At 49.2% G+C, this 24,060-nt stretch carries 26 protein-coding genes; all 26 read right to left on the bottom strand.

The features are described from left to right. Positions 1-91 precede the first annotated feature (91 nt). Entirely contained in the window at positions 92-1,246 is a 1,155-nt protein-coding gene (gene proB, locus JOC37_RS04360) for a glutamate 5-kinase (RefSeq protein WP_204616512.1), read from the bottom strand. A 124-nt stretch (positions 1,247-1,370) separates the two neighbouring features. Beyond that, the gene (gene obgE, locus JOC37_RS04365; RefSeq protein WP_204616514.1) at positions 1,371-2,639 is read right to left on the bottom strand and encodes a GTPase ObgE; all 1,269 of its coding nucleotides are present in this window, start codon (positions 2,637-2,639) and stop codon (positions 1,371-1,373) included. 44 nt (positions 2,640-2,683) lie between these two features. Continuing rightward, complete coding sequence (locus JOC37_RS04370) at positions 2,684-3,238, bottom strand: Spo0B domain-containing protein (RefSeq protein WP_204616516.1); 555 nt, start codon at positions 3,236-3,238, stop codon at positions 2,684-2,686. 121 nt (positions 3,239-3,359) lie between these two features. Beyond that, entirely contained in the window at positions 3,360-3,632 is a 273-nt protein-coding gene (gene rpmA / locus JOC37_RS04375) for a 50S ribosomal protein L27 (protein WP_204616518.1), read from the bottom strand. Between the two features lie 48 nt (positions 3,633-3,680). Then, entirely contained in the window at positions 3,681-3,992 is a 312-nt protein-coding gene (gene rplU / locus JOC37_RS04380; RefSeq protein ID WP_204616525.1) for a 50S ribosomal protein L21, read from the bottom strand. A gap of 215 nt (positions 3,993-4,207) precedes the next feature. Beyond that, entirely contained in the window at positions 4,208-5,881 is a 1,674-nt protein-coding gene (locus tag JOC37_RS04385; protein WP_204616527.1) for an Rne/Rng family ribonuclease, read from the bottom strand. A 53-nt stretch (positions 5,882-5,934) separates the two neighbouring features. After that, complete coding sequence (locus JOC37_RS04390; RefSeq protein WP_204616528.1) at positions 5,935-6,627, bottom strand: TIGR03936 family radical SAM-associated protein; 693 nt, start codon at positions 6,625-6,627, stop codon at positions 5,935-5,937. Continuing rightward, positions 6,614-8,476 carry a TIGR03960 family B12-binding radical SAM protein gene (locus tag JOC37_RS04395; protein ID WP_204616530.1) on the bottom strand — a complete coding sequence of 621 codons (1,863 nt, stop codon included), beginning with the start codon at positions 8,474-8,476 and terminating at the stop codon, positions 6,614-6,616. The genes JOC37_RS04390 and JOC37_RS04395 overlap by 14 nt, the downstream gene beginning before the upstream one ends. A gap of 37 nt (positions 8,477-8,513) precedes the next feature. Beyond that, positions 8,514-8,636, bottom strand: coding sequence for a hypothetical protein (locus JOC37_RS13435; RefSeq protein ID WP_274380917.1), 123 nt, complete (start codon positions 8,634-8,636; stop codon positions 8,514-8,516). Between the two features lie 196 nt (positions 8,637-8,832). Further along, a complete protein-coding gene (locus JOC37_RS04400) occupies positions 8,833-9,708 on the bottom strand; it encodes a M50 family metallopeptidase (RefSeq protein WP_204616532.1) in 876 nt (291 codons plus the stop codon). 16 nt (positions 9,709-9,724) lie between these two features. After that, positions 9,725-10,513, bottom strand: coding sequence for a murein hydrolase activator EnvC family protein (locus JOC37_RS04405; protein ID WP_204616533.1), 789 nt, complete (start codon positions 10,511-10,513; stop codon positions 9,725-9,727). 163 nt (positions 10,514-10,676) lie between these two features. Next, complete coding sequence (rodA, locus tag JOC37_RS04410; RefSeq protein ID WP_204616534.1) at positions 10,677-11,858, bottom strand: rod shape-determining protein RodA; 1,182 nt, start codon at positions 11,856-11,858, stop codon at positions 10,677-10,679. Positions 11,859-11,978: 120 nt separating this feature from the next. Then, positions 11,979-12,248 carry a cell division topological specificity factor MinE gene (gene minE, locus JOC37_RS04415; RefSeq protein ID WP_204616535.1) on the bottom strand — a complete coding sequence of 90 codons (270 nt, stop codon included), beginning with the start codon at positions 12,246-12,248 and terminating at the stop codon, positions 11,979-11,981. Between the two features lie 17 nt (positions 12,249-12,265). Next, positions 12,266-13,060: a septum site-determining protein MinD gene (gene minD / locus JOC37_RS04420; protein ID WP_204616536.1), complete on the bottom strand. Its 795-nt coding sequence runs from the start codon at positions 13,058-13,060 to the stop codon at positions 12,266-12,268. A gap of 49 nt (positions 13,061-13,109) precedes the next feature. After that, positions 13,110-13,526, bottom strand: a complete 417-nt coding sequence (gene minC / locus JOC37_RS04425) for a septum site-determining protein MinC (RefSeq protein ID WP_238480752.1) — start codon at positions 13,524-13,526, stop codon at positions 13,110-13,112. A gap of 135 nt (positions 13,527-13,661) precedes the next feature. Next, a complete protein-coding gene (gene mrdA / locus JOC37_RS04430; RefSeq protein WP_204616544.1) occupies positions 13,662-15,626 on the bottom strand; it encodes a penicillin-binding protein 2 in 1,965 nt (654 codons plus the stop codon). 16 nt (positions 15,627-15,642) lie between these two features. Continuing rightward, a complete protein-coding gene (gene mreD, locus JOC37_RS04435) occupies positions 15,643-16,152 on the bottom strand; it encodes a rod shape-determining protein MreD (protein WP_238480753.1) in 510 nt (169 codons plus the stop codon). Further along, positions 16,145-17,005, bottom strand: coding sequence for a rod shape-determining protein MreC (gene mreC / locus JOC37_RS04440; RefSeq protein ID WP_204616546.1), 861 nt, complete (start codon positions 17,003-17,005; stop codon positions 16,145-16,147). The genes mreD and mreC overlap by 8 nt, the downstream gene beginning before the upstream one ends. A 16-nt stretch (positions 17,006-17,021) precedes the next feature. Beyond that, positions 17,022-18,053, bottom strand: a complete 1,032-nt coding sequence (locus tag JOC37_RS04445; protein WP_204616548.1) for a rod shape-determining protein — start codon at positions 18,051-18,053, stop codon at positions 17,022-17,024. Positions 18,054-18,083: 30 nt separating this feature from the next. Continuing rightward, the gene (radC, locus tag JOC37_RS04450; RefSeq protein ID WP_204616550.1) at positions 18,084-18,767 is read right to left on the bottom strand and encodes a RadC family protein; all 684 of its coding nucleotides are present in this window, start codon (positions 18,765-18,767) and stop codon (positions 18,084-18,086) included. Between the two features lie 122 nt (positions 18,768-18,889). Continuing rightward, complete coding sequence (locus JOC37_RS04455; protein ID WP_420797275.1) at positions 18,890-19,474, bottom strand: Maf family protein; 585 nt, start codon at positions 19,472-19,474, stop codon at positions 18,890-18,892. 14 nt (positions 19,475-19,488) lie between these two features. Continuing rightward, complete coding sequence (locus JOC37_RS04460) at positions 19,489-19,746, bottom strand: DUF4321 domain-containing protein (RefSeq protein ID WP_204616552.1); 258 nt, start codon at positions 19,744-19,746, stop codon at positions 19,489-19,491. A gap of 207 nt (positions 19,747-19,953) precedes the next feature. Then, on the bottom strand, positions 19,954-20,592 hold the full coding sequence (locus JOC37_RS04465) for a redox-sensing transcriptional repressor Rex (RefSeq protein WP_204616716.1): 639 nt from the start codon (positions 20,590-20,592) through the stop codon (positions 19,954-19,956). A gap of 137 nt (positions 20,593-20,729) precedes the next feature. Then, positions 20,730-20,960 (bottom strand): hypothetical protein, encoded by a 231-nt coding sequence (locus JOC37_RS04470; protein WP_204616554.1) that lies wholly within the window; start codon positions 20,958-20,960, stop codon positions 20,730-20,732. A gap of 11 nt (positions 20,961-20,971) precedes the next feature. Further along, entirely contained in the window at positions 20,972-22,294 is a 1,323-nt protein-coding gene (locus JOC37_RS04475; RefSeq protein WP_204616555.1) for a Ger(x)C family spore germination protein, read from the bottom strand. Continuing rightward, positions 22,200-24,047: a spore germination protein gene (locus JOC37_RS04480; protein ID WP_204616557.1), complete on the bottom strand. Its 1,848-nt coding sequence runs from the start codon at positions 24,045-24,047 to the stop codon at positions 22,200-22,202. Before JOC37_RS04480 ends, JOC37_RS04475 begins: the two co-directional genes overlap by 95 nt. Between the last annotated feature and the right edge of the window lie 13 nt (positions 24,048-24,060).

Below are 24,060 nucleotides of genomic sequence, written 5' to 3' on the forward strand. Positions count from 1 at the left end.
CTAACCCGTCAGGGTTACGATGAAGCAGGAAACCTACGAATTCGTTTCGTCCAGGAAGCCCCTTCCTGAGCGGAGCGAAGGGAGGGGTAGTTCACCAGCATGTTGATCCCAGCAGTACCAGGTTATTGCGGTGCACCACTTCATCGTAATCCTTGTGTCCCAGTATTTTCTCGATCTCTGTGGTGCGTTTACCCATTATCTTCCGCACCTCGGAAGAATTAAAATTAACCAGTCCCCGGCCGATTTCCACCCCGCCGGCATCGATTATGCTGACAGTGTTGCCAATATCAAAACACCCTTCTACAGCAGTTATTCCTGAAGGCAGCAGTGATTTACCGTGCTTTATCAGCGCATTTTTGGCCCCGTTGTCAATAAATATTTTTCCGGCCACTGTATTGGCAAAGGCAATCCACCGTTTTTTATACTCCAATCTGCAGCCCCGGGGCCAAAATACCGTACCCAAAACCTCTCCCTTTATCACCCGGCAGAGGACATTCTTTTCAGCCGCCCTGGCAATTACCACCGGCACCCCGGTCTCCCCGGCCACCTTAGCCGCCTGCAGCTTGGTGACCATACCACCGGTTCCCACATCGCTTCCGGCCCCCCCGGCCGCTGCTTCCAATTCACCGGTGACATCAAACACCTCATGCAGCAGTTTGGCCCGGGGACTGTTCCTGGGATCCTGGTCGTACAAACCTTCTATATCAGACAGTATCACCAGCAGGTCAGCATCTACCAGTGCCGCCACCAGGGCGGAAAGAGAATCGTTGTCGCCCAATTTAAGTTCATCCACCGAAACGGTGTCATTTTCATTAATCACCGGAATAACTTTCATCTGCAGCAGCTTTTCCAATGCATTACGGGCATTTAAAAACCTTCTCCTGTCCGCAAAATCACCACGGGTGAGCAGCACCTGGGCCACCGTTACCCCGTATTCCAAAAAGAATTTTTCATACATATGCAGCAGCACTCCCTGGCCCACGGCAGCCACCGCCTGCTTTTCCGGAATGGTGCGGGGGCGTTTTCCCAGCCCCAGTTTACCCATTCCGGCTCCCACCGCACCGGAAGTGACTAAAATAACTTCTTTACCTTGATTGTGCAGATCAGCCATTTGACGTACCAGCAGTTCTATTTGGGTTAAATTAAGCTTACCGCTGGAATAGGTTAGAGAACTGGAACCAATTTTTATAACCACTCTCCGAACATTTTTAAAATCCCGCACACCTATTCTCACTGTACCTGTCATATTATCACCATCAGTTTTCCTGTTTTTGGTTAATTAGATATTATACAATAAATAGAATATTTATTAAATAGTTTAAAGTTCCGGAATGAAAAACGGGCCCATTTAACGAGCCCTTACCGGTATGCTAATAAACATATTCAAATTCAAAATCGCAAATTCGCACAGTATCTCCCTCTTTAGCCCCTGCTTCTTCCAGCGCCTTATATATACCCATTTTATCCATTATTCTGCCCAAGCGCTCCACCGCCTGCTCATTGTTTAAATCGGTCATGGCCAGGTGGCGTTCAATCTCCCTGCCGCCGATCACAAAAACCCCATCCTCTTTATGCAGGGTAAATCTCGGTTCCGGTTTGTAGGTAATCTTTCTTTCTTCTTCCCCCAGCGCCGGAACCCCTTTGGGAATTTCTTTCAACAGCCCGGCAATTCTGTAGGTTAATTTATCCAAACCATCCCCGGTTGCCGCCGACACAGGATATATCTCGTATTTTTCTCCCAATTCCTGTTTAATTCTTTTTAAGTTTTCCTCCGCCTGGGGAAGGTCCATTTTGTTGGCCGCAATCACCATGGGCCTCTGGGCCAGCTGCTGGTTATATTTCTGCAGTTCCCCGTTAATTACGTAAAAATCTTTTAACGGATCACGGCCTTCCGTTCCGGCGGTATCCAGCACATGCACCAGCAGCCTGGTGCGTTCCACGTGCCGTAAAAACTCATGCCCCAGGCCGACACCCGCATGGGCCCCCTCAATTAGGCCGGGAATATCGGCCATCACAAAACTTTCCCCTTCAGATACCCTTACAACACCTAAATTAGGAACCAAAGTAGTGAAAGGGTAGTCCGCAATCTTGGGCTTGGCGGCGGAAACCCTGGATATAATGGTGGATTTACCGGCGTTGGGAAATCCAACCAGGCCCACATCGGCTATCAATTTCAACTCCATACTCAGCCAGCGTTCCTCCGCCGGCTCACCCTTTTCTGCAATGGTGGGAGCCTTATTTTTGGCGGTGGCAAAGCGCATATTACCGCGGCCTCCCCGGCCTCCCCTGGCCACCACCACTTCCTGGCCGTGCTCCACTATATCGGCAATAAATTCACCGGTTTCCGCATCCCGTATAATGGTGCCCACCGGTACTTTTACCCTCAGGTCCTCGCCGGAATGCCCGTGCATGCCCTTGCCCATGCCGTGCTGGCCGCGCTTGGCTTTATAGTGCCGCTTATATCTAAAGTCTGCCAGGGTGTTAAGCCCCTCATCCCCTACAAAAATAACACTGCCCCCACGACCTCCGTCTCCACCCCAGGGGCCTCCCTCGGGCACATATTTTTCCCGGCGCATGGCCACACATCCGTTGCCGCCATCGCCGCCCTTCACATACACTTTTGCCTTGTCATAAAACATAGCATCACCCAGTTATATTATGTACTATAAAACAAAATATAGACTTATCTTGGTACTGTCAAGTAGATTTCTGTTCCGTTCGATGCAGCCGCTACCCCGGCATGAATATCCCGCTCTGATAAATCCCGGCTGTACCTTAACTTGTCTTCCAATCCGGCCAGCACACCGGGGGACAGGCCCGGCAGCCGGAACTTAAAAACAAATTCATTTTCCCGTTCCGTCAGCGCAAACAGCAGGCGCCTGTCCTCGATATGAGCCGGTGAAAGCCTCTCCACGGCAGCGTTAATACATTCTTCCACCGCTTCCGCCAAGACCGCCCCCGGTACGGCAAAGTCATCCAGGTGGGTGTCGATGTTATAAACAAAATCTATCTGGTGTTTTTTAGCCTTATGAACGGCAATCAGCAGTACCGCTTTCAATTCCGGGACTTTAAGCCTGGTAACAGCACTTAAAGGAGCCATCTCACGGGTGATTTGATCAATATAATCCTTCACCCGCTCCCCTCTATTCAACTGCAGCAGACCGGAAATTACCTGCAGGTGGTTTAAAAAGTCATGCCTCTGTACTTGAATAACTTCTAATAATTCGGGCAACTTCACCAGCAACACCCTTTCACGTTAAAATAATCACCTAAGGGTGATACTTCGACCCGCTGCACATTTTTTCCTTTCAGCTTTCCGGAAAAAGAAAAACCGACCACTTTTAAGGTCGGCTTTATATTTACTGAGCCACAGCTCGATCACGTTGAATAACGCTAACCTGCTTTTTATTTCTACCTTTGCGTTCAAATTTAACAACACCGTCTACTTTGGCAAACAGGGTATCATCTCCACCCCTGCCTACGTTAACACCCGGGTGAATTTTTGTGCCCCGCTGGCGAACAAGAATACTCCCGGCAGTAACAAACTGCCCGTCGCCGCGCTTGACACCCAGCCGTTTGGCTTCTGAATCCCGGCCGTTACGCGAACTACCTACTCCTTTTTTATGAGCCATAAAAACCCCACCTCCTTCGTTACATGAGGCCTGCTGTTCGATTAAGTATTAAGCATGAATTTTTTCCACTACAATTTCGGTAAAGGGCTGACGGTGACCCTGCTTACGACGGTAATTCTTTTTCGGCTTATATTTAAAAACAATAATTTTGCGGCCCCTGCCGTGACGCACTACCTTAACGGTAACTTTAGCACCGTCAACGGTGGGGGTACCCACTTTAACTTTACCGTCTTTCTGCACCATCATAACGCGGTCAATATCAAATGTTTGACCCTCTTCCAAATCCAGCTTCTCCACAAACAAGGTGTCTCCTTCCTGCACCTTGTACTGCTTGCCGCCGGTTTCAATGATTGCGTACACTAACCTGCACCTCCCCTTAAAAGGACTCGCCGGGCAGTGGGTAGGCAGCGCCATTTCCAAACCCCTCCCGTGCGGTGACGAAATAAGCACTTACAGTTCAATATTTTATCAAACCCACTGTAATTGTCAAGAAAAGCTCTGCCTATACTTTGAAAAAGTTATAAAGGCGCGCTCTCTCCTGCCCACAGCTGCTCCCGTTGGCGCCGGCAGAACCGCTACAGCAGCTTCGCTTTAGCATAGGTCCGGTACACATTCTTTACTTCCACCGACACCGTTTTACCGGCCATTGCCCCCGCCCCTTCTATATCCAAAATATAGCCATCCAGCCTGGCTATACCGTCGCTGCTGTTGACAGCATGGGGTTCTTCAACCTGCACCTCCAGTATTTCCCCCTGCTTCACCGGCAGGGGGCTGTCTTCAATTTCTTTCCGGTTGTGCAGGGGTTTAACTGTTACCTGCTCAATGTGATGGTTGGCACAGCCGCGGATGTATAAGTGCTTTCCGATTTGATACTCTAATTCCCTCAGCCCGGCACCGCCGCTGCCAATAAGGCGGGCCGCCACCAGCGGGTTGGCTTCCACTAAAATGGCTTCGGCACCGGTTAGTTTGGCCATTTGTAAGATTTCGCTTTTTACCCGGATACCCACCGACTCCTCCGACAGCACCCTGCCCCTGCCCTCACAGTAGGGACAGGGTTTTTGAACTACCTCACTCAAGCTGGGGCGCACCTTTTTACGGGTCATTTCCACCAAACCCAGCTGGGTAATACCTAAAATATTCACTTTGGTTTTATCCTTCTTAATCTCTTCCTCCAGCGTTTGCAGAACCTGCCGGCGGTGTTCTTCCTTCGCCATGTCAATAAAATCTACAACTACAATACCGCCAATATTTCTCAGCCTCAGCTGCCGGGCTATTTCCACCGCCGCATCCAAGTTGGTTTTTAATACAGTGTCCTCCAAATCAGTGCTGCCCACAAATTTACCCGTGTTCACATCTATCGCCGTCAGTGCCTCTGCCTGGTCTATAACCAGGTAAGCACCGCATTTTAACCACACTTGCCTTCTCAATGCCTTCTGCAGTTCCGTTTCGATTCCCAGCTCTTCAAAAATATTCTGCCGGTGGTCATAGCAAACCTTTGTCTTTAATTTCGGATCAATAATATCCAGCAGTTCCAATACCTTTTGGTATTCCTCCCGGGAATCAATAACCAGTTTATCAACATCTTCGCTGAAAACATCCCGCAGCACCCTTTGTATCAGTTCCAAATCCCGGTGCAGCAAATTGGGAACGGGCCCGTTGTTGGCTTTGTTTTGAATTTTATACCACAGTTTTGTCAGCAGCTGAATGTCCTTTTTAATTTCATCCTCCTGCATTCCCTCCGCAACGGTACGAACAATAACCCCCATTCCCTCGGGTTTCAGTTTTGCTGCCATTTCTTTCAATCTTTCCCGTTCTTCTTCACTCTCTATGCGCCGGGAAATTCCTATGTAGTCCACCGTGGGCATTAATACAATATACCGGCCGGGCAGGGTGATATTGGTGGTCACCCGGGGGCCTTTGCTGCCAATTGGTTCCTTAATAATCTGCACATTAATTTCCTGTCCCTGTTTTAAAACATCATTGATATTGGGCCTCTCTGAACCGTGCTGCAGCTCTCCCCGGGTATTAACGGCATCCTCCACATAAAGAAAGGCATTCTTTTCTAAGCCGATATTTACAAAGGCTGCCTGCATGCCGGGAAGTACATTTTCCACCCGTCCTTTATAAATATTGCCCACCAAACGCTGGTTCTGCCCCCGTTCAATATATATTTCCACCAGCTGCCGGTCTTCCAAAACCGCAACTCTGCTTTCTTCCTCCCGCACATTAACAACTATTTCTTTGTACATAAAATATCATCTCCTGAGGTAAAACTCACTCTCAGGCCTGATCCCCTTTATTATCACGCCTGCCACAGTTCTTTTATTCCCTCTCCCCCGTCACCGTACAAACCGGTCCGGTAAATGCGGCAGCAGGCGCAATTGATCGGTAACCCTGCCTTTTCTAACTCCTTTATCAGTTCTTCGGGACGAACGGTACCTTTATTTCCGGTACTCAGTTCAGCCTCTATAATTATATTCCCATTATCAACCCGTCCTTCCAAAGCCCATATTCCCGGCCGGATGTCAGTTTCTTTTATTTTATTCTTTACCTTCCGCTGCACAATGATGGAAGAACAATTTAACAGGCTGCCAATTACCTGATCGATCTCCTGCTGATCAACACTTTCGGCCGCAGTGCATTCAATGCGGTAAGCAGCCCGCTCCACCAGGGCCATTAGGGACTTTTTCTGTTCCCCCGCCCTCTGCACCGCCAGCACCTTTACCCCCTCGGGCAGTTTTTCGTTTAACCGGCGGGCAATTTCACCGCTGTTTATTTCTTCAGTGAGCTCAATTTCCAACAGTTCCCGTTCTCCCGCTATCCCCACTGCCAGGGGTGCCGCAATGCTCATTTTGGGATGGGGATTAAACCCCTTGGAAAAGGCCATCGGCAGACCCGCCCTGCGAAAGGCTCTTTCAAACAAACGGGACAAATCCAGGTGTGAAATAAAACGGGACATCCCTGTCTTGGCAAACATTATTTTATACTTGGGCATATTCTTCCCCCCCCAGCAGCAGCGGCTTAACATCTAAACTGGGACACAAGCCGCAGCCCGGACACCGGCCGCTTCGACAGTCAGCGGTAACCTGTCCCTTGATGGCTTTTTTATGTTCCCGCGCTAAATAACGCTTGCTCACCCCGGCATTTAAATGATCCCAGGGCAGCACATCATCATAATCATAGCGCTGGTAAGCGTACCATTTGGGGTCTAAGCCCACATCATCAAAGGCCTTAAGCCACTTTTCATATTCAAAACACTCGTCCCAGCTGTCAAACCGGCAGCCCAACTGAAAAGCCCGCTGCAGTACAGGCCCTAACCTGCGATCACCCCTGGCCAGTACCGCTTCTAAAAAACTGGTGCGGGAATCATGGTAATTAAAGGCGATAAATTTATCCTTTAGTTTTCCCTTCAGGTATAATTGTTTATTTCTCAACTCATCCAAGCTGTCCTGGGGTTCCCATTGAAAAGCAGTATGAGATTTGGGTACAAAGGATGATGCGCTGACAGTAACTTTCAAGCGTCTGCGCGAAACCCCTTGGCTTAATCCCGCCCTCACCACAGCTTTAGCCAGGCGGGCAATGCCGTCTAAATCCTCGTACGTTTCGGTGGGCAGACCAATCATGAAATACAGTTTTATAGCGTGCCACCCGGCACCGAAAGCAGCGGTCACGGCATCAAGTAAATTTTCCTCGGTTACTCCTTTATTGATGACATCCCTCAGTCTTTGGGTGCCGGCCTCCGGGGCAAAGGTCAAAGTGGTCCGCCGCACCCGCTGCACTTCCTTGGCCATATCAACGGAAAAGGCATCCACCCGCAGGGAGGGCAGCGAAACATTAACTCCCTTACTTGAGTGCTCGTCCAACAGCGCCGTTATTAACGGGCGCACCCCGGAATAGTCAGCGGTGGACAGGGATGTAAGGGAAATTTCATTATAACCGGTGTTGGCCACTATTTTTTTAGCCTGTTCCAAGAGGGTGCGGGGATTTTTTTCCCGCACCGGGCGGTATAACACCCCGGCCTGGCAAAAACGGCAGCCCCTGGTACAGCCCCGCTGTACTTCCAGCATCACCCGGTCATGCACCGCCTCTATGGAAGGAACAATGGGGTGGGTGGGAAAGGGAGCATCGTTTACATCTTTAAGCAGCCGCTTATTCACCACCGCCGGCACTCCCGAGTACTTGGGGGTAACGGACTTAACTTTCCCGCCAGTGTGGTACTCCACCTCATAAAACGATGGAACGTATATGCCTTTAATACCGGCCAGTTTGTGCAGTAACTGCTCCCGGCTTAAATTATTATCCCGCGCTTCTATATAGGCATCAATTAGTTCATGCAGTACTTCTTCACCTTCACCGAGCACAAAAAGATCGATAAAGTCAGCCAGCGGTTCAGGGTTAAAGGCACAGGGACCGCCGGCAATAACCAGGGGCATATTTTTATCCCTGTGGGCACTCTTTAAAGGCAGCCCGGCCAGGTTAAGCATATTTAAAATATTGGTAAAGGTCATTTCATACTGCAGAGTAAAAGCCAGAATATCAAAATCCCGCACCGGGCGGTGTGATTCCAGCGTAAACAGGGGAACCTGTTCCTTCCTCATCAAGTCTTCCATATCAGTCCACGGAGCAAAGGTGCGTTCCATCAGCGCGTCTTCACGCTGGTTAACCAGGTGGTATAATATCTGCAAACCCAGGTAGGACATTCCCACTTCATAGACATCCGGGAAGGCAAAGGCCATGCGTACCTTCACCGCATCCCAGTCCTTTTTTACAGAATTCCACTCCCCACCGGTATAACGGGCAGGTTTTTGTACCTGAAACAGTAGTTTCTCCAGTTTTTGCCGCATATAAACTTCCTCCCTGCCATTACAGCTTCTACCCTCACTAAGCCGGCAGCATCTGCACGCTGCTCACTAATTTCGTGCCGCAGGCTGAACTAACACCCAGCCGCCCGGTCCGGTACACCGGCCCGGCATACCTTCCCCGGCTCAAATACCGGTGCCGCAATTCATGCGCGGCCCCCGGTTTGCCGGGCTCACCGGCACAAAAGCCACCTGCTTTTCATTCTATCTCAATCTTTTATATAATTAGTATTGCCCAATTAATACGTTACCAACATTAAACATTCTACCATAAAATATCAAATCCCTTTTAAAAAACTTTACTCCCCTCACCCTTTGAAGGGGCACAAGCGGCAGAGGTTTTACTTTCCCTTCACCTGCCCCACCGGATAATCCATCCCGTGAGTGAGCAGGGCATCCACCACTTCTATTTCGCTGATTAAAGTTAAGTAGCGCATATCGCTGCCCAGCACCACTACAAAATGAAATTTCCGGGGTACGAAGGGTTTAATTACTTCCCTCAGCGGCACTTCCGCCAGGGATACCACCGTTTCCGCCGGCATTACCCCGGCTTCAGCCAGCTGGCGCTTCTTTTCTGTGAGCTGGCGTACAAAAAGATAGGGAGCCGCACTCTTTTCACGGGTGGCGGCATAAAAAATAAACAACCCGAGAATAAGAATATCCAGGCCGCTGATCCCCAGCAGCAGTCCCATAACAGCCAATGAAGTAATCAATACCGCCCAGGCCTGCCCCATACCGCTGCACAAATAAGTGGCTTCTTTCAACCCCATCCACCGGGCTAAATAGGCCCTCACCACCCGCCCGCCGTCCAGGGGTAAGGCCGGCAGCAGGTTAAAGCCGGCCAGCATCATATTGCACTGTAAAAAAAAAGGCCCCAGTTCTTCATTCCACAGCCCGTAATTGCGGAATCCCAGGGCCAGGGCAATTAAAGCCAGGTTGGAAAAGGGGCCGGCCACCGCCACCGCCATCTCTTTTTGGGTATTCAAAGCCAGCTCACTGCCCAACCTGGCCACTCCACCAAAGGGCAGCAGTTCCACTTCCAACACCCGCACACCCAGGCGCATGGCCACAATGGTATGGGCAATTTCATGTACCAGTACCACTCCAAACAGTATCAAGCCCTTGTCCAGAATGCCGGCAACAAAAAAGAGGCTTAATTGAAACAAAAACCAGCCGTTGACATACATGTCTATGCCGTATACCCGCCCGATCTTCATGTTTCTTTTTCACCCCTCAATGGGCCAGCCCCTGTAACTTAGTTAACGGATCCACCAGTTCATTGTTTTCCCGTATTTCAAAATGCAGACCGGCACCGCTGCCCACAGTACCGATAATCATTTCTTTTTCTACCTGCTGATTTTCTTTCACATTTACATTACCCAACCCGGCATATAAGGTGAAGTCCCCACCGCCGTGATCCAGCAGTACGAAAGTGCCCAGGGTTTGATCTGTACCCACCCGGGCCACCTTACCGCTGCGGGATGCTTTTACATTACTGCCGGGGGAACAAGCAATGTATATTCCGGAATTAAAACGTTCCAGCCCCATACCGGGGTCCTTTACCCAGCCGTATTTTTTCAGCACCCGGCCGGAGACGGGCAGCGCGTACTGGCTGCTGATTTTGGAAGATAATGCCGGGCTGGCACCGGAAAATTCATTATGAAAGGGCATTTCCATATTCACAACCTGTAAGCCCAGCTGCACCGCTTTATCCAGGGCCGGTTGAAAATTCCAGTCGGTGGTCAACAGGTATTTAAGTTCTTCCCTGGCCCGCACCCCCACGGGGTGAGTGGTTTCACGCAGGGTCAGCACCACCAGAAAAATGGCCAGCGCCACCACCACGCGGTAAAAGGTGGGCCAAAACCTGCTCTTCCCTTTTTTGTTAAAACTTTTCTTACCCCTGGAAGTGTAGTAAGATTCCCAATCATCGGGATTATAACCGGAATAGTTGTAGGAATAATCCCCTAGTTTGCTGCTGCTTTTCAATTTAAAATTCGGCAGTTTAGGCAGTTTAAATTTCAATTTATCTCCCCCCAACTTAGGTTTTCAGCTGTGGACAGCTTGTCAGTACAGTATATTTTTCCGGCCCGTCAAATATGACAGGCAGCGCTTTAAAGAAAAGGGGGCCCGCCGTATAAAAAACAAACGGGGCCGGCGCTGTAACAGCCGACCCCGCTTACCCTACCTAAAACACCAGTTTTTTCCGCCGGGAGTAAACATTCTGCAGTATGCCGATGGCAATCATATTTGTAATCATCGAGCTGCCTCCATAGCTGAAAAACGGCAGCGGCAGCCCGGTTACCGGCATTATTCCCACCGTCATGCCCACATTGACTAAAATATGAAACACCATCATAGATACTACCCCGGCGGCCAAAAGTGTACCAAAGGTGTCCTTAGCCTGGGAAGCTATAAATATGCCGCGATAGACGATAATAAAAAACAATGCCAACACCAGCACCGTACCCACAAAGCCAAATTCTTCCCCCACCACTGAAAAAATAAAGTCGGTGTGCTGCTCCGGTAAAAAGTTCAGCTGGTTTTGGCTGCCGTTAAATATGCCTTTACCAAACAGCCCGCCGGAACCAATGGCAATTTGGGATTGGATAATGTGATAACCGTCTCCCAGCGGGTCACGGTACGGGTCCATAAAAATGGTAAGCCTGTCCACCTGGTAATCGTGCAGGGGTATCCACACCTTACCGGGATTTTTAAAATAAGCATACAGCCAGCCAAATCCCACCAACCCCCCACCGCCAATAATTCCCCCCAGCAGCTTGGGATTGGCACCGGCCATAAACATCATGCCAAACATAATGGCCATAAACACCAGTGAGGTGCCCAAATCGGGCTGCATCAGTATTAACAGCATCGGAAAACCGATAAAAGCAAAGGCGGGAATAAAATCTTTAATGGTGTTTAACTTTCCCTCCCGGTTGGCCAAAAAGTTGGCAAAGGTAACAATAATTATTATTTTAGCAAACTCTGACGGCTGCAGCACGAAAGGCCCCACAGCAATCCAGCGCTGGGCTCCCAAAGCAGTTTTCCCGATAAATATCACCGCCATCAGCATTAAGACATTAAAAATATACAGGGCCCGGGCATACTTGGGCCAGTCTTCATAACTAAAAAATATTACCGCCAGCATTATTATTAAGCCCATCAGCGTCCAAATCAGCTGCTTTATTACAAAGCTCATGGCATCTAAATTTAAAATTCCAAAAAGCAGCTGGCTTTCTTCTCCCACATTTTTGGGGGTGGTAATATGGGTGGCACTGGCAATGGTAATAAGGCTGAAAGCAATCACCAGCAGCACGGTGCACAACAGCACATAATCCAGCCTGCGCCATATCCTGCGAAATAACATATGTGCCTCCAGATAAGTTTATTAATCCATACAACCAGATTATATCCTATATTATGGTTGATGTGAAATGCAAATTAAATTATAAAAAAAAAGAGCCCTGGCAGGCTCTTTTTAAAGCAATTAATCTCCAACCGCACGTTTCATTTTTTTAACCGGTATGTTGGCCACCAACGCCACCTGGGTATCTTTGCTGCTTAAATTAACCTCTAAGGCATCTTCATCTATTTCCATGTACTTTGAAATTACTGCAATCAAATCTGCCTTTAAAGAATGAAGCAACTGGGGTGAAATGTTGGCACGATCGTGAACCAATACCAGGCGCAGGCGCTCCTTGGCCACATTCTTGCTGGTATTCTCCTTACTAAACATGCGACTTATAAAGTCTAACAAAATTCAAATTCCCCCCTTTACTTCAGGCCAATAAGACGACGTAAAGCCTTAAAGAACCCGCTTTCGGATTCCAGATCCATCAACGGCACTTCTTCCCCTCTTATCCGCTTCACTATGTTGCGATAAGCCTGGCCCGAAAGGGATTTTTCGTCCAGCGCCACAGGTTCACCCTTGTTGGTACTGATAACCACCTGATCATCCTCCGGAACCACCCCCAAAAGGTCAATGGCCAGTATGTCAATCATATCATCTATACTCATCATATCACCGGCCTTAACCATGCGGGCCCGCAGGCGGTTGATAATCAATTTCGGTTCCTTAAGCTCCGCTGCTTCTAACAACCCGATGATCCGGTCGGCATCACGAACCGCAGAAACTTCCGGGGTGGTAACCACTATCGCTTTTTCCGCCCCGGCAATGGCGTTCTTAAATCCCTGCTCTATACCAGCCGGGCAGTCAACTATTACATATTCAAATTCTTTCTTTAACTCCGCACACAGCTCCTTCATCTGTTCGGGAGTTACCGCCGTTTTATCCTTGGTCTGCGCTGCGGGCAGCAGATGAAGCCCTTCCAATCTTTTATCCTTAATTATGGCCTGGCGCAAACGGCAGCTGCCGCTGGTGGCATCCACAATGTCATAAACAATACGGTTTTCCAACCCCAGTACCACGTCCAGGTTTCTTAAACCGATATCGGCATCCACCAGCACTACCTTGTGACCCAGTGCCGCCAAACCGGTGCCGATATTTGCAGTAGTGGTGGTTTTACCCACCCCTCCCTTGCCGGAGGTTACTACAATTACTTCACCCATAATGCTGTTCCTCCTTACGTATTGCAATTCTCATGGGTCAAAAAGAGAATTATCTGCCTTGCCATTCCGAATTAAAAGCTTCTATAGTTACCACACCATTTTTTATACTCGCTATTTCCGGGGACATGGAAACAGCAGCTTCCTCGTCCGGTGCCCGGGTAATGTGATTGGCAATGCGCAGCTGTGTGGGCAGCAGCTTGAAAGCCACCACTACCGACCGTACATTACCGGCAGCACCGGCATGTACAACCCCCCTTAAAGAACCCATTACAATAACATCCCCGGTGGCTACCAGTTCTGCACCCGGGTTGACGTCACCCAGCACCGCTATATTACCGTCATAGGAAATGCTCTGACCGGAACGCAGCGTCCGCTGCACCAGGATGGTGTTTTCGTCAAACAGGGCTTCCAATTCAGCTGCAAACCGTTCTTCCTGCTGATTAAAGCCTTTATTACCCCCGTACAACACCAAAACCTCCTGTACTTTAACTGAATATACAGTTCTACGCGTAGAAACCAAATCCTGCTAAATAATAGAAAAATAACGGAGTTTTTACCCCGTTATTTTGCAATAATCCTTATTTTTTAGACAAAATGGCATTTATTCAGATGGAAAGACCCATTTTCCATCAACCAGCTCTCCTCCAAAGTAAGCAGCCAGCACATCGTGCACCACCGGCCCGGCGCCGGTACCACCATGCCCGCCGTGCTGTATTATTGCCGCCACAGCGATTTGCGGATCATCTGCCGGGGCAAAGGCTACTATTAACGCATGGTTGTCTTCACCAAAAACTTCGGCCGTTCCCGTTTTAGCCCCCACCGCCACCGGCAAATCCTTCATTTGGTAATAAGCAGTGCCCCCGGGCTGGGCTACCAATTTCATCCCTTCCCTGATTACAGCTAGGTTCTCCGGCGCCACATCTATTTTGCGAATTACTTCCGGTGAAAATTTCTTTACCGTACGGTGCCTGTGATCGATAATTTCTTTTACCAGGTGCGGCTTATATAACGTTCCCCCGTTGGCAATGGCAGCGGTGTAACAGGCCAGCTGAAGAGGGGTGTACTTACTATCACCCTGGCCCAGGGAGGTGTTACCGGTATCGTAATCATACCATACCAGGTTCCAGTTTATCCTCTGCCGTTCACGGCGCAGCTGTCTTCTTAACCGCTGCCGTTCCTTTTCACCGGCAGCATTTTCGATCAGCTCTTTATATTTAGCTTCTATCTCTTCCAGCTGTTTCCTCTGCTCCGAGCTCAGGTTTTGTTTCCATAATTGATATTTAGACTCCGGGGTGGGCAAAATCCCCTCTTCTTCCCCGGGATATAGATCTATCCCCAGCACCGAACCCAGGCCGAACTGCCCGGCATATTCAGCTATTTTATCTATTCCAATTTCCAGCGCGTAGGTGCCAAAGTAAGTGTTGCAGGAAATCTGAATGGCTTTGCGTAAATCAACATACCCGTGGCCGCCCGGCTTCCAGTCATTAATACGCGTACCGGCCATAAAGTAACCGGGGTCAAACATCTTTTTGTCCGGGTCGATAATACCGGTTTCCAACCCGGCAATGCCCACCACCATTTTAAAAGTTGAACCGGGTGGATAGGCACTTAAAGCCCGGTTGGTAAAGGCCTGCTTTTCAACCAATTCACGCCATGTTTCCTCCGGCAGAAATTTTGTAAACACCCTGGGGTCATAAGTGGGATAACTGGCCAAGGCCAAAATCTCCCCGCTGTGCACGTCCACCGCCACCACGGCCCCCGCCTTGGCGTCTTTATGTTTGGTGTTTTCCTGCAGGTATTTAATCTGTCTGGCCAGCGCTTCATCGGCGGCCTTCTGCACTTTATGGTCGATGGTTAAAATAAGACCGTTCCCGGGAACCGGCTTTGATATTCCCAGGTCCCGCACCGGTCGTCCCTGGGCATCCACTTCTACCTGCCGCGCCCCCGCCGTACCGCGAAGATAATCTTCATATTTACGTTCCAGCCCCAGTTTACCGATCTCATCGCCGGGGCGGTAGCCCTTATCCTTTCTTTCTTCTAATTCCTGTTCGCTAATCTGCCTTACATAACCAACCACATGAGCCGCTATGCCGCCCAGGGGATAATCCCGCACCGGCTCAATATCTATAACCACACCGGGCAGTTCCAAGCGGTGCTGTTCAATCTCCAGCACCGTTTCCAACGGCACATTGGCCGCAATTTTAACCGGTTGATACAGCCGCAGCTTTTGTGCATCTAATTTTTGCATTATCTCATCAGCATCAATACTCAATATTTCCGCCAACCGCTGGGCCACCTGGGGAGTATTTTTTAAGCCCAGATATACCAGTGAAACTGTGTACACAGGTTTATTGCCCACAATTTTCGTTTTTCCGTCCCGGGCATACATTTCACCCCTGGGTGCCGGTATGGGAATTAATCGCATATGGTTCTGCCTGGCTAAAGTGGTATATTTCTCCGCCTGGAAAAACTGCAGGTATGCCAGGCGGCCCACCAGTACAGCAAATACCAGCACCACCATCACAGCCAACACCCGGGCTTTTTTCTTCACCACTTTTCGTTCCATAAACAATTACCCTTTCTTATACTTCAGGCATTTTTAAAAGTCCACGGGTACTGGAACGGTAAAAACGGCCGTACAGTAAGGGAGTTAACAGGCCATTATACAGGGCCACCGGTAAAATGACATGGAAAAAACCATTATAAAGGGAAACCTTTATCCCGGTAACCAGCAGCAGCAAATAATAGATTGTTTGACCAACCACCGTACCGGCCAAAGATACAATGGTGGCAATAAAAATATTCTCCTTATATAATTTGGTTTGTCCCATACCCGCCAGGTACCCGGCTGCCATTTTTGACAGCGCGTTGAGACCTATGTAATGGCCGGTTAAAAAGTCAGTCATCAAACCGCCCAAAAAACCCAAATAGGCCCCCTCACGCTGGCCGTGAATAAAGCCGTAAAATATTACCACCAGTAAAACCAAATCCGGTTTTACCCCCAATATACTGACAAAATCAAAGACGGTGGCCTGCAAAACCAGGGCCACCCCTAAAATTAAAAATAATAAACAGGCACGCAATTTATTCATTACCCTCCAATGGGAGATTTACTTCGGGAGTATACACAGCAGTAACTATAAACACTTCTCTTAATACCCGCAGGTCAACAAAGGGTTCCACCGCAGCGGTTTGGAACAACCCCCCGGGATCATTCTCGGTACTGATAATTTTCCCTATTCTTACACCGCTGGGGTAAATTCCGCCCACACCGGAGCTTACCACCACCTGCCCCGGTTTTACGGGGGCATCCCTTCGCAGGTGAATCATGCGCACCATCCCGGTGCTGTTGGCCACACCTTCCACCACTCCCGGTTCCTGACTCTGCTGCACCACCGCAGCCACACCGCTCCTGGGGTCGGTAATCAACAGCACCTCCGCCGTGTGTTTGGATACCGCCACCACCCGGCCCACCAGCCCCCCGGGCACAATCACAGCCATATCTTTATCCACACCATCGTTCGCTCCCCGGTTAACTGTAATTGTACCGAACCAGTTCCCGGGATCCCGGCCAATGACGGCGGCGGTCATCAGCTTATATTTATCCACGGTAAATTCCCGGTACTGCAGCATTTCTTTCAAGCGGCGGTTTTGTACTTTATATTCTTCTACCCGGTCAAGGCGGCTTTTAAGCTCTCTTACTTCCTGTTTCAGCTTTTTATTTTCTTCAGCCAGGTGACCTAAATTGGCAGCAGAAGAAAGCATATCATGCAGTCCCCGGGCAAAACCAATGGTTACCTCCTGCACAGGGGCCAAACTATCTTTAACCGCTGTTTCCAACGGGGTAAGTTCCTCCCGTTTTAAGGAGGTCATCCTTACTGCCAACAGCGTTATCAACACCAGCACGGTTAACAAAAATATCTTTTTGTAATTGCTGCGGGACAATTAAAACACACCTTCACTATGCCAGCTTTTTGGGCTGAATCAACACCCGGCGCAGTATCTCAATGTTTTCCAGCACTCTACCGGCACCGTAAGCCACCGCCAGCAGCGGTTCTTCCGCCAGGTGAACCGGCATGCCCGTCTGCTCGCTTATTAAACGATCCAACCCACGCAGCAGCGAACCGCCGCCGGCCAGCATAATGCCGCGATCCATAATATCGGCGGATAATTCCGGCGGTGTTTTCTCCAAGGTAACTTTAATGGCTTCCAATATGCTGGTTACAGGCTCCGATAAAGCCTTGTAAATTTCTTCGGCAGTAATGGTTACCGTTTTCGGCAGACCGCTTACTAAATCCCGGCCGCGCACTTCCTGGGTTTCGGTCTTTTTCAAAGGATATGCCGTGCCGATGCTGATCTTTACTTCTTCAGCGGTGCGCTCGCCGATCATTAAATTATAAGTACGCTTCACATGCTGAATGATGGCGTCGTCCATCTCGTCACCGGCAACCCTGATAGACCGGCTGGTAACTATACCGCCCAGGGAAATTACAGCCACCTCTGTGGTGCCGCCGCCGATGTCAACAATCATATTGCCGGTGGGTTCATGCACCGGCAAACCGGCACCAATGGCAGCAGCCATGGGCTCTTCTATTAAATATGCTTCCCTGGCCCCGGCCTGCAGTGCCGCTTCCCGCACCGCCCGTTCCTCCACCGCAGTAACCCCCGAGGGTACACTGACCACCACCCTGGGTTTTACTAAAAAGGCACGGCTTTTGAGAGCTTTATTAATAAAGTATTTAATCATATTTTGGGTGGTGTCAAAATCGGCAATGACACCGTCCCGCATCGGTCTGATGGCCACAATGTTGCCCGGGGTACGGCCGATCATCTGCTTGGCTTCTTCCCCCACAGCCAGCACCTGATTGGTTTCGCTTTGAATAGCCACCACCGATGGTTCCCTTAATACTATACCTTTACCTTTTACATATACCAAAGAGTTAGCAGTACCTAAGTCAATACCCATATCTTTGGAAAACAGCCCGAATCGCATTATCTGGCTCCTTCCGTAGTAAATTGTAAGTTAAATAACACCTTCAGACTTCAAACTAATAAACCTATTATCTCCAATTATCAAATGATCTAAGACAGATATACCTAAAATTTCTCCGCTTTTAACAATCCGCTTGGTAATGGCGATATCTTCCCGGCTGGGTGCGGGATCGCCGCTGGGATGATTGTGCAGCAGTATCACGGCAGCAGAACTCTTTTTTATTGCCGCCTTAAACAGCTCCCTCGGGTGTACCACCGATGAATTAAGGGTTCCCACACTGATTGTTTCCACAGATAATACTTGATTTTTGGTATTTAAAAGCAGCGCGCAGAAATGCTCCCTATCCAGGCGGCGCATATCTTCCATTACCAGTGCTGCCGCATCATCCGGTGACCGGATGGCAACCCGCTTGGCCGCGGGTGAGAAAGCCAACCGCTTACCCAGCTCCAAAGCGGCCTTAATTTGCACCGCTTTCACCGGACCGACCCCTTTTATGGAAGCCAGTTCCTCCACCGCGGCCTCCATTAGCCCCGTTAAATCCTTAAACTCTGCAAACAGCCGCCCGGCCAGATCCACCGCTGAAGTCTTGTTTGTACCGGTGCGCAGCAGTATTGCCAAAAGCTCAATATTAGAAAGCGCAGCAGCACCCCGGGCCAGCAGCCGCTCCCGGGGACGCAGTTCTTTCGGCAGCTCCTTTAAGGTTAAATAACGCAAAATACCGCCCCCCAACCCGTCAAATTAGGTTAGGAATACAAGGAAGCCGGTGTGCTTGTACAATATTATGACACCTAACCCAAATGAAAATCACAGGGACAATGCCTGCACCATTAACACCTTCAGCGGATTACCTCATTCAATACATCATAATCAAATTTTTTTAATAGGTATGCCAGCCGCTCTATTGGCAGCCCCACCACATTAAAGTAGCAGCCTTCTATTCCGGCAATAAACACGGCAGCGATACCCTGCGCCGCATAGGCCCCGGCCTTATCCATCGGTTCACCGGTAGACACGTAATTATCAATTTCCTCTTCAGTCATGGGCTTAAAACTAACTTTGGTGCACTGGTGGGTAACAGCGGTTTTTCCGCTCCGGGCGTCAACAACCGCAACCCCGCTGTAGACGTAATGGCTGGTACCCTGCAGCACAGTCAGCATTTCTTTGGCCTGCCGCTCGCTGGCAGGTTTTCCCAGTATCTTGTTATTATAAACAACAACGGTATCCGCACCTATTACCAATCCCTCTTCGGTTTCAGCGGCCACCGCCCTGGCTTTTCGCTGGGACAATAATTCCACCGCTGCACCGGGTTCCATACCCGGTGGAAAATCTTCCGCCACAGGCTTAACCTGTACTCTAAATTTAAGCCCCAGGCTCTGCAGCAGTTCCCGGCGTCTTGGTGATGAAGAAGCTAGAATGAGCACCGAAAATATTCCTCCTATAATTTACGGTAAGCTATATAACCCAAAAATAACCCCAGAGCGGTAAAAGGCCCCACCGCCAAGTGAAAACCAAAACTAACACTAAAAAAATTCAAATTTAAACTGGTGGTCGCCAAACCGATATTAAAAAAATTTCTCAGCACCGGGAACATGGGAGATAACGCGGCACCCACCGCACTTCCGGCCACTCCGCCGGCCAGCAATAGCAAAAACAAAAGCCAGGCACTGCGTGCCCCACCTAATACTCTGGCCATAAATACCTCCAAATAATTACTTTCTTTTCAGTTTATCATTCCCGCCAACTTCAGACAAGTTATATCTTTTATTAACACAAACTTTATACTAAACTTATTATTTTCCCTGTTTCTACATTTATAACGGGGTGAACGAAAAATAGTTCACCCCGTTATTTCCAAAACAACACCTTCCGTCCGGCGGCTAATGCCAAAGCTATACCTTACTTAAGACAGCTGCTTTTTCATGGTTAAGTTAAAGGTTAAAATTTCCAATTTCACCGACAGGTCTACATTGCGTATTTCAATATGATCCGGTACATTGAGAGTAATGGGCGCAAAGTTTAAAATTGCTTCTAAGCCGTTTTCCACAAATAGATTGGCCACTTCCTGGGCCGCTTTAGATGGCACCGCAATCATACCAATGCGCACATTATACTCCTTAATTACCTCCGGCATTCTTTCCAGAGGCATTACCTCCAAATCGGCAATTGTTTTACCTATTTTGGTCAGGTCATTGTCAAATACCGCCACTATATTAAAACCGCGATCTCTAAACTCTTTATAAGTAACCAGGGCCGAGCCCATGTTACCGGCACCCACCAGCACCAAGTTCCACGCCTCGGTTAATCCCAGTATCTTCACGGTATAGCGAATGAGATCCTTTACGTTATAACCTACCCCCCTGGTGCCGAACTCACCAAAGTAAGCCAAATCCTTGCGCACCTGCGCAGGGCTGACGCCAACTCCTTCGGCTATTTCGCCCGAAGATACCGTAGTGACACCTTTTTTGTCCAGCTGTTTCAAAAATCTTGAGTACACAGACAGGCGGGTAACTGTGGCTTCCGGTATTTTCAGTGCTTTCAGCTAGGTCACCTTCTTTCTATGCCTAAAAATTCATTGTTTGGATGGAATTTTCAAGTTTACTATCTGCTATAACTATTATAATCGTAAACCGTGCCTCTGAAAAGTAGTGTTGTGAAAAGAATACCTAATAAATATTGTCAGGTCAGCAGTCCATCCAAATATTGGGTAATAGGCGTAAAAACAGCCTCTAATGCGCTCACCGGGTTAATCAGCAGCAGATCCAAAATTAACCCGAAGCTCAACACCACCGCCAATAGGATCATCACACTAAAAACAGCAAGCTCACGCCACATTTTTTCTTTTATTAACTTGGGCACTTCAAAGGCTATAATCGCTCCGAACAATACCGTTAAAACCGCCACAGCCATGGATATTCCCCCTATTTGGCCATCTCAATGGGTTTAGATACCAGCCCGGTTCGCGGGATTTCTGCCTTGACGTTAATTACCACTTCAATTTCCGGGTATATTTCTCCCCACCTGTTAGCAACCTGGTGCCAGTAACCCGGGTAGTGCCGGTACAAATTTTCTCCAAAGCCAAAAACATCGGCTTTGTACTCCCGCTGAACCTTTTCCAGCGCCAGCCTAATATCTTCCTTGATTTCCTGCGCCAATTTCTTTTCCACCCGGCTCAGGTTTTCCGGTTTGGAAAGATCGATAAAAGTATCCACTTCTGAAACACTGCCCTTAACTTTAACATCTATGTTCATTATTATCTGCCCTTCCCGGGTAACAACCGGTTTTATTTTTCCCTTTCCCTGCAGTGCCTCAACAGACACATTCCCATGTTTCTGATCGTATTCTACAGTCACCGAGGCATTGCTCATCCTTCCCTTTATCCACAACAGCCCCCTGGACTCCCGCTCGTTCAGCCATCCCACCAGGCGGTCATCACGAAACACCGCCGTCTGGGTTACGTTTACATCTTCCCTGAGGCTTTCTCCTGCGCTGCCGGTATTTTTATTTTGATCACTTTCCGCCACTGCCATATTGGGTGACAAACCAATACCGGCGGTATAGGCATCCACCCCCCGGCAGGAAAGCAGTTCTAAAAAATCCCCCAGCTGGTTGATGGCATAAGCGGTACTGCGTTCCTTCTCTTTAATAATTCCCACAATGCGCTGGGCGGGAACTATCTCCAGCGGGTTGGGAGCATTTATTATTTCATACTGGCTGGCGTCCCGTTTGCTTATTAACAGCCAGTTGTTGCGGCGAATTTGGGGATTGCGGTCAAAAAAGTCCATTAATTTTGCTACTCCCTCCCGGGCCAGTTCTTCGGATATAATTACCACCTGGTTGTGCGAAAAATATAATTCCCGGGGAATATTGGACTGCATACCCCTTACCGCTTCAAAAATTGTTCTGCCATGGTCAGAAATGTTCCGGTAAGCCTGATTTTGTCCGCCGCCACCACCTCCTGCCATGTTTTTCCCTGTGCCGCCGGCTATACCCTTGGGGTTAATCACCTGTACCGTGGTCCGCACCAGGCCGTTTTCACCTTTATCCACCGCTATGGCCATTACAATGGCCAGCTGTTCCACCTCCACCTTATCCCAGCAGGAGGACTGCAGTAAAAGAAGCAGCAGCACCAAACCTATGGATAATAGTTTATTTCTTTTTGTGAACCCGGTGCTGGCGTCTTTTTTTCTTATCACCTTTATTTTGTTCTTCATTCTGCTCATCAGCGCTTTTACCGCGGTCACCCCCCCGGTGGTCCTGGCCGTAATCTTCAAATTCCATTTTTTTCTTCCTTTCTTCCTGCCAGGCAGTTCTAAAGGGCCGGCCCCGCTGTTGATTCACTTTTTCATCCCCCCGGTCACCTGTTTTGTTCTTCTGGGGGGATGGTTTTTGAGCGGGAGTCATGCGGTAGGGGTTGTCTTTGCTGATTTCCTCCGGGCGGTGCTGCTGGGCCCACCAGGGTGCCCTTATCAGCACATCCTTCATCCCTTCCTTGTGATAAGGAGTAATGGGAGCCAGGTAGGGAACGCCAAAGCTGCGCAGGCTGCACATGTGTACTAAAATAGCCAGTATGCCGGCCATCACCCCAAAGAGGCCTAAACTGCCGGCCAGCAGCATCATGGGAAAGCGCAGTACCCGCATGGTGATAGCCATATTAAAGGCCGGGTTGACAAAAGAAGCAATACCGGTTACCGCCACTATAATTACCATCAGCGATGACACAATGCCGGCAGACACCGCCGCCTCACCCACCACCAGCGCACCCACGATACTGATGGCCTGGCCCACCGGCCGGGGCAGTCTTAAGCCCGCCTCCCGCAGGGCCTCAAAGGTAAACTCCATTAAAAATGCCTCCACCAGGGCCGGAAAGGGCACCCCCTCCCGGCTGGCGGCAACGCTTACCAGCAGGGGGGTGGGTATCATCTCCTGGTGATAAGTAACAATGGCAATATAAAAAGAGGGCAGTAAAAGGGACGCTGCCAGCGCTATGTAACGTATAAGACGCACAAAAGAAGCCAAAAAATAGCGCTCGTAATAATCCTCCGGTGTCTGTAAAAAGGATAAAAATTCCCCCGGCACTATCAGCACAAAGGGAGTATTGTCGGTAAAAATAGCCACCCGCCCGGCCATCAGCGCTTCTGCCACCCGATCCGGCCGTTCGGTGTGGTGTATTTGGGGAAAGGGAGAATAGGGATTGTCTTCAATTAATTCTTCTATGTAACCGCTTTCCATCACTCCATCAATTTCAATGCGGCTTAATCTCTGTTTTACTTCCTTCAGCAGGCCGGGATTTACCAGTCCCCGCACATAACCAATGGTCACCTTGGTGTTGGAAATACGTCCAATGGTCAAATTTTCCAGTATCAAATTCGGTGTCTGCAGCCGCCGGCGAACCATGGCGGTGTTTTGACGCAAACTTTCGGTAAAACCTTCCCGGGAACCCCGCACCAGGCCCTCAGTAATCGGTTCGCTGATATTCCGGGTGCTAAACCCTTTAACACTGACCAGCAGGCCCTTTTTATGGCCATCCACCAGCACCAGGGCATCGCCGTAAAGAATACCGCCGAAAATTTGCTTATAATCGTCCACAACCCGCACATCGGCAATGGTTAACAAACTATCCTGGATATGCTGAAAAGAAAAGGTTCCGCCAAAACCGCAGTCTGATTTTTGCGTATTAGTCATTAAAGGCTGCAGAATGTTTTTATGTACTTCAGCAGTGGCCACCATGCCGTCGATAAAAGCCACCGCGGCACGCACATCGCTGCCGATGGAAAACTCCCTGAGCACAAAATCACTGTTCCCGGCCATAACGGCGCGCAGTACGTCTATATTTACATCCAACCGTCCATCAACTTCCATTTTCTCCAGTTCACCGGCATTAAATATATGTTCCACCGGGTCATCTGGAATTGCAGACGGTTTTTTGCTGGCCACCGGCCGCTTCATTTTGGGTATAAAACCCAGCAGCTTTTTTAAAATAGTTTTATTGCTCATAAATTAAAAAACC

Source organism: Desulforadius tongensis (assembly GCF_016907915.1).
Taxonomy (GTDB): Bacteria; Bacillota; Desulfotomaculia; order Desulfotomaculales; family Desulfohalotomaculaceae; genus Desulforadius; species Desulforadius tongensis.